Annotated in this window: 8 protein-coding genes; 4 read left to right on the top strand and 4 right to left on the bottom strand. The window is 73.6% G+C overall.

Annotation, left to right across the window (positions count from 1 at the left end; translation table 11 throughout):
- Positions 1-1,181, bottom strand: a 1,181-nt coding sequence (locus RIF68_RS17765) for a M6 family metalloprotease domain-containing protein (RefSeq protein ID WP_309052247.1), incomplete at its 3' end; no start/stop codon positions are given.
- 369 nt (positions 1,182-1,550) lie between these two features.
- Between RIF68_RS17765 and RIF68_RS17760 the strand changes: the two genes are divergently transcribed.
- The gene (locus RIF68_RS17760; protein WP_375165715.1) at positions 1,551-2,321 is read left to right on the top strand and encodes a TetR/AcrR family transcriptional regulator; all 771 of its coding nucleotides are present in this window, start codon (positions 1,551-1,553) and stop codon (positions 2,319-2,321) included.
- Positions 2,322-2,447: 126 nt separating this feature from the next.
- A complete protein-coding gene (locus RIF68_RS17755) occupies positions 2,448-3,983 on the top strand; it encodes an MFS transporter (protein ID WP_309052246.1) in 1,536 nt (511 codons plus the stop codon).
- Positions 3,984-4,052: 69 nt separating this feature from the next.
- On the opposite strand, the gene RIF68_RS17750 is transcribed toward RIF68_RS17755, so the two are convergent.
- Positions 4,053-4,559, bottom strand: a complete 507-nt coding sequence (locus RIF68_RS17750) for a MarR family transcriptional regulator (RefSeq protein WP_309052245.1) — start codon at positions 4,557-4,559, stop codon at positions 4,053-4,055.
- Between the two features lie 129 nt (positions 4,560-4,688).
- On the opposite strand from RIF68_RS17750, the gene RIF68_RS17745 reads away from it, so the two are divergent.
- Positions 4,689-5,504, top strand: a complete 816-nt coding sequence (locus RIF68_RS17745; protein WP_309052244.1) for a class III extradiol ring-cleavage dioxygenase — start codon at positions 4,689-4,691, stop codon at positions 5,502-5,504.
- Positions 5,505-5,605: 101 nt separating this feature from the next.
- On the opposite strand, the gene RIF68_RS17740 is transcribed toward RIF68_RS17745, so the two are convergent.
- Positions 5,606-6,625 (bottom strand): questin oxidase family protein, encoded by a 1,020-nt coding sequence (locus RIF68_RS17740; protein ID WP_309052243.1) that lies wholly within the window; start codon positions 6,623-6,625, stop codon positions 5,606-5,608.
- Between the two features lie 543 nt (positions 6,626-7,168).
- Here RIF68_RS17740 and RIF68_RS17735 point away from each other — a divergent pair.
- Complete coding sequence (locus RIF68_RS17735) at positions 7,169-8,170, top strand: sigma-70 family RNA polymerase sigma factor (protein WP_309052242.1); 1,002 nt, start codon at positions 7,169-7,171, stop codon at positions 8,168-8,170.
- Positions 8,171-8,289: 119 nt separating this feature from the next.
- Here RIF68_RS17735 and RIF68_RS17730 read toward each other — a convergent pair.
- Positions 8,290-8,765: WYL domain-containing protein (locus tag RIF68_RS17730; RefSeq protein WP_309052241.1), on the bottom strand; the 476-nt coding region annotated here is incomplete at its 5' end.

Genomic DNA, 8,765 nt, shown 5'->3' with positions numbered 1-8,765 from the left:
TCGCCGGGGCGGTAGGGCGCGTCCGAGAGTTCCGCGTGCACGTTGGGGCGGCGCGTGCAGCCGCCGCTGGCCCGCTCGCTGTCGGAGACGGTCACCGGGCCGTGGCCCGTGTCGACGTCGGACTCCACCCGGTAGATGAGCACGCCCTCGTCGCAGACGGCCTCGTCGTTGCCGTCCTCGGTGCGGACCTCGACGGCGTAGCCGGAGGTGTCGGAGAGCGGCACGAAGGCCAGCTTGGGGCCGCCGGCGAGAGCCAGCGGGGTGAGCAGGTGCTCGCTGGTGCCGGTGGCGGAGGCGCAGCTCACCTGGTCGTTGTCGAGCCAGCCGAGCTTCCACTTGTGCCAGCCGAGGAGGTCGTTGTTGGCCCCCCAGTCCTCGGACATGATGTCCCAGTGGCCGACGGTCCCGCCGCCGTCGGCGGTGTAGAGGTCGGGCAGGCCGAAGACGTGCCCGTTCTCGTGGGGCAGGACCCGGTAGCCGGTCTCGGCGAAGCTGCCGGAGCCGTCGTCCTGGCGGCTGTAGACGAAGGACGTGTTGGCGAGGGGGACGCCGTCCGCGTAGGGGGCCTCGTCGTTGCCGGAGAAGGTCACGGACAGGACGGTGTCGAGGGCGGAGGGCCCGGCGTTCGGGGTGACGAGGACGTTGACCAGATCGTAGGCGCTGAAGTCGACCTTCGGGTCGGCGGCCTTCACGATGTCCTCGACGAGGGAGCGGTAGCCCGGTTCGTACGGTGAGCCGCGCTCGATCCCGTACGAGGAGAACGGCCGCGGCATGCGCAGCCAGTCGGGTATGGGGGCCTCGGGCTTGTACTGGAGGCGCCCGTAGGAGCTGGTGGCGAACCAGGCGGAGGTCTGCGGGAAGAACTCCCGGTAGCGGCTCATCGCCGTGCCCTCCCCGACCGCGTCGGGAAAGTCGATCATCAGGTTGAGGGCTTTGACGCGGCCCGTGGAACGGGCGTAGCCGGGGGCGGTCGGCATCCCCTCCGACATCTGCACGCCCATCGTGGTGGTGATCCGGCACGGTCCGAGCTGGGTGGTGCCCGGCGTGGTGGCCACGGGACCGGCCGAGGCCGGGGCGGGTCCGGGGAGCGTGCTGCTCGCGGAGGCGAGCAGGGCGAGGGAGAGCGCCGTGGTCGCGGCCAGGGCGACGGGTCTGCGTATCCGCCGGCGGGTGTGCTGCATACGGTCGCCTCTCCGGTGCGGGCAGGTCTGCGGCACGGGCCTGCCCGGACCGTCCCGGTGGGGGCGGGCGGAGATCGCGCCGTGCGATCAGCCTGGAACGACCGGTGCGGGGGCGCGCGCCGGGTGGCCCGATCGTGGGTATCCCGGCGGAGCCGCCGGGATGTGACCCAGGTCACGGTGGAGCCGGGAAATAACCGGGGAGCGCGTCCCCGTTTAGGAAGGTGTTCCGACGAAGTGGGGAGTCCTTCCCCGGTTGGCCGGAACGTGTGAGACCTGTGTGACGGGTGAGCCCGGTGTGACGAACCGGAGACCCGAGGGACGGGCGGGACACGTGAGACTTGCGAGTCCTGCCCGATGCCCGATGACCGAATGACCGACCGAGGAGGCCGTGGCGTGACCAGCACCCCCGACGCGGTACGTGCCGGCGCCGCGCGCGCCGCGTCCGTACGAGGCGAATCCGCAGCTCCCGGGCGCCTGTGCCCCGAGCAGGGTGCCGCGCCCGCCCGGCGCGTGCCGAAGCCCCGCGCCGACGCCCTCCGCAACCGCGAGCGGCTGGTGACGGCGGCCCGCGAGATGTTCGTGGAGTTCGGCCCCCAGGTGCCGTACGACGAGATCGCGCGCCGGGCCGGCGTCGGGAACGCCACCCTCTACCGGAACTTCCCCGAGCGGGCCGACCTCGTCCACGAGGTCGTCCTCTCCCTCATGGGACGGGTCGCCGGGATCGCCGAACGGGCGATGGCGGAGGAGGCCGACCCCTTCGAGGCCGTCCGCCGCTTCACCCTCGCCGCCGCCGACGAGCGGGTCGGCGCCCTCTGCCCGATGCTCGACGGCGCCTTCGACAAGGAGCATCCGGACCTGGTCGTGGAGCGCGAGCGGGTGGAGGAGGCCGTCGCGGAGCTGGTCCTGCGCGCCCAGCGGGCCGGCCGGCTCCGCGCCGACGTCGGCGTCGGCGACCTGATGGTGGCCGTGTCGCAGCTCGCCCGGCCGCTGCCGGGCACCGCCGGCGACGCCTTCGCCCCCTTCGTGCGCCGCCATCTCCTGCTGTTCCTCGACGGCCTGGAGGCACCGGCCCGCTCCGAACTGCCCGGCACGCCCGCGACCCTGGAGGATCTGCGACGCGACACCTGTCCGGCGTCCTGACGACCCCGGCCGGCGGCGGCCCGGGAGCCCGCTGCTCGCCGCTCCGGCGACGCTCCCTCCCTTTCCCTTCCCTCCCCTTTCCTTTTTCCGTTTTTTGACATTTCGCGCCAAGAGGTGGCCACTCCCATGCCCAAAACGCCCGACACCGCCGTGACAGGGGCCGATCCGGCCCGCTGGAAGGCGCTCGTCTTCATCGCGCTCGCCCAGCTGATGGTCGTCCTCGACGCGACGATCGTGAACATCGCCCTGCCCTCCGCCCAGCAGGACCTCGGCATCTCCGACGCCAACCGGCAGTGGGTCATCACCGCCTACGCCCTCGCCTTCGGCGGACTCCTCCTCTTCGGCGGCCGTATCGCCGACCTCTGGGGCCGCAAGCGGACCTTCGTGGTCGGTCTCGCCGGCTTCGCCGCCGCGTCCGCGCTCGGCGGCGCGGCCACCGGCGAGGGGATGATGCTGGGCGCCCGCGCGCTCCAGGGCGTGTTCGGCGCGCTCCTCGCGCCCGCCGCCCTCTCGCTGCTCGCCGTGACCTTCACCGACGCCAAGGAGCGCGCCAAGGCCTTCGGCATCTACGGCGCGATCGCGGGTGGCGGCGGCGCCGTCGGCCTGATCCTCGGCGGCTTCCTCACCGAGTACCTCGACTGGCGCTGGACCTTCTACGTCAACATCCCGTTCGCCGTCGTGGCCGCCCTCGGCGCGTACTTCGTGATCCGCGAGCCCGCGGGCGGCCGCAACCGCTCCCCGCTCGACATCCCCGGCGTGTTCCTCTCCACCCTGGGCCTGGTCGCGCTCGTGTACGGCTTCACGCGGGCCGAGACCGAGGGCTGGGGCGACACCGGCACGATCGGCCTGTTCGTCGGCTCGGCGGTGCTGCTCATCGCCTTCGTGGGCACCGAGGCCTTCGTCAAGCACCCGCTGCTGCCGCTGCGGGTCCTGACCGACCGCAACCGCGGCGGCATCTACCTCTCCCTGGGCCTGGCCGTCATCGCGATGTTCGGCCTCTTCCTCTTCCTGACGTACTACCTCCAGGTCGTGAAGGGCTACTCGCCCGTCATGACCGGCTTCGCCTTCCTGCCGATGATCGCGGGCATGATCGTGGGCTCGACGCAGATCGGTACGCGCCTGATGACCCGGGTCCCGGCGCGCCTGCTGATGGCGCCCGGCTTCCTGACCGCCGGCGCCGGCATGCTGCTGCTCACGCAGCTGGAGGTGGACACCTCGTACGCCGGACTGATCCTGCCCGCGCAGCTGCTGCTCGGCCTCGGCATGGGTACGGCGTTCATGCCGGCCATGTCGCTGGCGACGCTCGGCGTGGACCCGAAGGACGCCGGTGTGGCCTCCGCGATGGTGAACACCTCGCAGCAGGTCGGCGGCGCCATCGGTACGGCGCTGCTGAACACGATCGCCGCCTCCGCGACGACCGCGTACCTGACCGACCACGCGGCGGGCGCGACCACGCCGGCCGCGCAGAAGCTGGTCCAGCTTCAGGGCATGGTCGAGGGCTACACGGCCGCCATCTGGTGGGCCGTGGGCATCCTGGTCGTCTCGGCGGGCATCGCCTTCGTCCTCATCAACGCCGGCAAGCCGGGGACGGGCACCGTCGCCGGGGCCGGCGCGGACGCCGGCGCTGACGACGAGGTCAAGATCCCCGTCATCGCCCACTGACCCCGCGGGGGCGCGACCGGCCGGGGGCGGCCCCGCCCCCGTTCGCCTGCCCTGGTTCCGCGCGTGCGCTCAGCGGAGCCAGGGCAGGTCCGCGTCCGGGTCCGAGGGCTGGAGCCCCTCGGCCATCACGCGCATGATCTCGCCGAGCTGGGCCACCTGCTCGGGGGAGAGCCGGTCGAAGAGGGCCTGCCGGACGGCCGCGACGTGGCCGGGCGCGGTCCGGCGCAGGACCTCCATCCCCTCCTCGGTGAGCAGGGCGAACTGGCCCCGCTTGTCGGAGGGGCACTCCTCGCGCCGTACCCAGCCGTTCTTCTCCAGGCGGGCGACGGCGTGGGAGAGGCGGGAGCGGGTGATCTTGGCGCTCCGGGCCAGTTCGGTCATCCGGAGGCGGCGGCGCGGTGCCTGGGAGAGCTGGACGAGCAGGCCGTAGTAGATGTGCGGCATCCCCGCGTCCCGCTGCAACTGGCGGTCGAGGTGGTCCTCCAGGAGCGTGGTGGCGTGCAGATAGGCGCGCCAGGTGCGCTGTTCGTCGTCGCTGAGCCAGCGCGGTGCGGTCGTGTCTCCCATGTGCACCATCGTACGACTCGTCCTTGAAAGTTGAACTATGTAGTTTTATTCTGCATGGAGTAGGAGCTTGAACTTTCAAAGATCCAGTCCGCCGAGGACTCGGCCGAGGATTCACGACGGAAGGCGGAGGTCGTCGCCATGGACACCACCCCCGACAGCGGCACCACCGGCACCACCCCGGACCGGATGCCCGCGCTCTACCTCTCCCACGGCGCGCCGCCGCTCGCCGACGACCCCGTCTGGCCCGGCGAGCTGGCCGCCTGGTCGGCCGCGCTGCCCCGCCCCACCGCGATCCTCATGGTCTCCGCCCACTGGGAGGAGGCCCCGCTCGCACTCGGCGCCACCGAGACCGTGCCGCTCGTGTACGACTTCTGGGGCTTCCCCGAGCACTACTACCGCGTCCGGTACGCGGCCCCCGGCGCGCCCGGCCTCGCCGCCGCCGTCCGCAAGCTGCTGCGCGCCCCCGGCACGCCCGTCCAGGACATCCCCGACCGGGGACTCGACCACGGCGCGTACGTCCCGCTCGTCGAGATGTACCCCGGCGCCGACGTCCCCGTCCTCCAGATCTCCCTGCCCACCCTCGACCCGCGCCGCCTCATGGACATCGGCCGCGCTCTGGCACCGCTGCGGGACGAGGGCGTCCTGATCGTCGGCAGCGGCTTCTTCACCCACAACCTCGCCGCCCTCCGCCACCCGGGCGGCGGGGTGCCGGGCTGGTCCGCCGAGTTCGACGCCTGGGGGCGCGAGGCGCTCGCCGCCCAGGACGTCGACGCCCTCCTCGACTTCACGCACAAGTCCCCGGCCGGGCGCCTCGCGCACCCGCGCACCGAGCACTTCGCGCCGCTGTTCGTCGCGATGGGCGCGGCGGACGCCGCCGGCGACCTGGACCGCGGGCGGTCGGTCGTCGACGGCTTCTGGATGGGGCTCGCCAAGCGGTCCGTGCAGTTCGGCTGAACGGCCGGGGCCCGGGGCATTGGCGGTTCAGCCGAAGCGGCCCGGGCCCGGGGCGTTGGCGGTCCGTGCGGTGCGGCCCGACCGGCCCGGGTCCCCGGGGCCTAGAAGACGGGCGGGTTCAGTTCGACCGCGCGGACGGCGGCGGCCAGGGCGACCGGGTCGGCGACGTCGAGCGCCGTGTCCGCGAACTTGATCGTGTGGTCGTCGCCGTGCGCCGCCGCCCGCGCGAAGACCTCCTCGGCCGTGAGGGAGGTCGCCGGGTACGGCGCGCCCTCCCGGGGGGTGTAGGCCGCCGTCACCGCGGCCGAGGCCGCCCACGCGGCCGCCAGGCTCGGCGCCCACAGCGCGCGCGGCAGGGCGGGCAGGGTCCGCAGGACGGCGTTCGGCGCGGTCGCCGCGTGCACCAGCATGATCGGTTCGCCGTGGCCGTGGGACGCGTACCGGTGCGTCGCGGCCGTCACGAGTTCGGTGAGCCGCGTCCTCGCCGTCTCCGGGGCCGGCGGAGCTCCGGCCCCCCAGGCGGGAAGGGCCGTCAGCTGGGCGAGACGGTCCCGGATCCCGCCCTCCTGCTCGGGCACGGGCGGTACGGAGTCGAGCGCGGCCGCCGCGTCCGGCGCGGCGGGCAGGGGCGCGACCGGTGGCAGGGGCTGGTGGCGGGCCGCCCAGTAGCCGAGGGCGTGCGCCAGCTCGGCGCGGCGCGGCGCCGTCTCCTCCCGGGAGGCGAGCAGGGTCCGTACGGCGTGACCGGTACGGATCACGGGGTGGGTCGCCCCGCCCGCGATGCCCGGCAGCAGCCGGGGCCACCACGTGGCGAGCACCTCCCGCCAGGGGTGCTCGGCCAGCTCCCGCGCGAAGAACCGGGTCCAGTCGGTGATCCGGGCCGGGTCGCCGAGCGCCTCGCGCCAGGTCGCCGCGGTCACCGGGGTGTGCGGGGAGGGCAGCTCCTCCAGCTTCGGGCCGTAGGCGTCGAGCCAGCGGTGCACGGCCGGGGCCTGGCCGTGGCGGACGAGTGCCTCGACCGCCATCGGGGCGTGGTTGGACAGCCGGCCGCCGCGCTCGGGGCCGGTGGTGTGGAGGCGTTCGAGCGCCTCGTCGAGGGTGCCGGAAGGGTCGTCGCTCATGGCAGGGACCGTAGGCCGCCGCCCCCGGGGCGCGGAACGGGCGCGGGACCTACGCCCCCGGGCGGGGACGGGGAACGGAGAGACGGAGGACCGCCGGGCGCGGCCCGCCCACGGCCGTACGCCGGGCGCGGACTCCCGGTCCGGGCGGGGCCGGGTGATTAGGTGCCGCGCGGCAGGTGAGACGGAGGGAGCAACCTCTGGGAGACGGAGGGGACACCCTCCCGGGAGAAGGAAGGGGGCAACCTCCGGGCACCGGCCGGCGTCTCTCCGGGTGCACCGCGTGTGATCGCGGTCTCACCGACGGCGCGGTCGGGGTTTCCGAGATCGGCGCCGCTCCCGGCCCCCGTACGGCTCCGACCTGCGGATCCGCCGCCCCTGCGGGCGCGGTGTCGCGGGGCCGCCCGGCGCGGCGGCGCGCAGGATACTGCATGATCGCGAAAATTCAGGTGCCGGGTGGGAATTCTGTCCTGATTCCAGTCGTTGTTTCCGTCGGATGCAGGGCACCCGCAAGGGTGTCGCGACCTACTCAGCAAGGGAGCACGCATGGCAACCCGTGCCGTCGCCCGTCGTCAGTCCTCCGCCGCGAGCGGGGGCGGCCGGGCAAGCAGCGTTCGCGCCGTGGGCGGGGAGATCGCCGACCGCGACCTGGTCGGCATGTACCTCGACGAGATCGCGCGCACGCCCCTGCTCGACGCCGCCAAGGAGGTCGAGCTCTCGCAGACCATCGAGGCGGGCGTCTACGCCCAGCAGATACTCGACGGTGAGGTGGAGAGCGAGGCGGGCGGGGCGACCCGCGAGGAGCTCGAGGCGCTGGTGGCCGAGGGCGAGCGTGCCAAGGACCTCTTCATCAAGTCGAACCTGCGGCTCGTCGTCGCCGTCGCCCGGCGCTACCCGCGCAGCGGCCTGCCGCTGCTCGACCTCATCCAGGAGGGGAACGCGGGCCTGGTCCGCGCGGTCGAGAAGTTCGACTACGCGAAGGGCTTCAAGTTCTCCACGTACGCGACGTGGTGGATCCGCCAGGCCATCACCCGCTCCATCGCCGACCAGTCGCGCACCATCCGCCTCCCCGTCCACCTGGTGGAGGAGCTCGGCAGGATCCGGCGCGTCCAGCGCGAGTTCAACCGGGAGAACGGGCGGGAGCCCGAGCCCGCCGAAGTGGCGGCCGAGCTGGGCACCACCCCGGCGCGGGTCGTCGACGTCCTGGACTGGGCGCGCGACCCGGTCTCGCTGAACATGTCGGTGGACGACGAGGGCGAGACGCAGTTCGGCGACCTCCTGGAGGACACGTCGGCCGTCTCCCCGGAGCAGTCCGTGCTGACGCTGCTGCGCAGCGAGGAGCTGGACGACCTGATCGACAAGCTGGACCACCGTACGGCGTCGATCATCCGCATGCGGTACGGCATCGAGGACGGCCGCGAGCGGACCCTGACGGAGGTCGGCAAGGAGCACGGCCTGACGCGGGAGCGGATCCGCCAGATCGAGAAGCACGCCCTGCTGGAACTGAAGAAGATGGCCCGCGACACCGGCTTCGACGCGGTCGCCTGACCGTCCGCCGCCAGGGAACACCGGCCGCGAGCCGTGCGCGCCACCGGAAAGGGCCCGGGGACACCGTCCCCGGGCCCTCCGCGTACCCGGCGCGAGCCGCCCGTGGCACCGGGGGCCCGTCAGCCGGCCCGCGTGCCGCCCGCCCCGACCGCCGCCGACAGACGGGCGGCCAGGTCCTCCACGTACATCCGCAGCGGCGCGGGCGCGTGGACCGTGAAGGGGGCGTCGACCAGCGCCAGGCGCAGCGCCACCCACTCCACCGAGTCCGCCGAGCGGGTGCGCAGCCGGCAGCTGTGCTCACCGGTGGCCTCCGGGACGAGGTGCGAGGGCAGCCGGGCCGTCACGAAGGCGGTCGGCGCCTCGAAGGTGATGTCCAGGTCCAGTTCCCGCTGGGCGCGCGACATCGAGCGGGACAGCAGCTCGGCCGCGTCGTTCGCCGGCAGCTCGCGCGGTGTGAAGCGCGCCCCGGTGGCGAAGGGGTCGCTCACCCGGTCCACCCGGAAGGTGCGCCAGTCCTCGCGCCCGAGGTCGTACGCCACGAGGTACCAGCGGTGCCCGGTCGACACCAGCCGGTCCGGCTCGACCAGCCGCTTCG

The organism is Streptomyces sp. (genome assembly GCF_031178505.1).
Lineage (GTDB): Bacteria > Actinomycetota > Actinomycetes > Streptomycetales > Streptomycetaceae > Streptomyces > Streptomyces gulbargensis.
The sequence above is the reverse complement of the archived record's forward strand: the minus strand, read 5'-3'. Positions and strand labels throughout refer to the sequence as shown.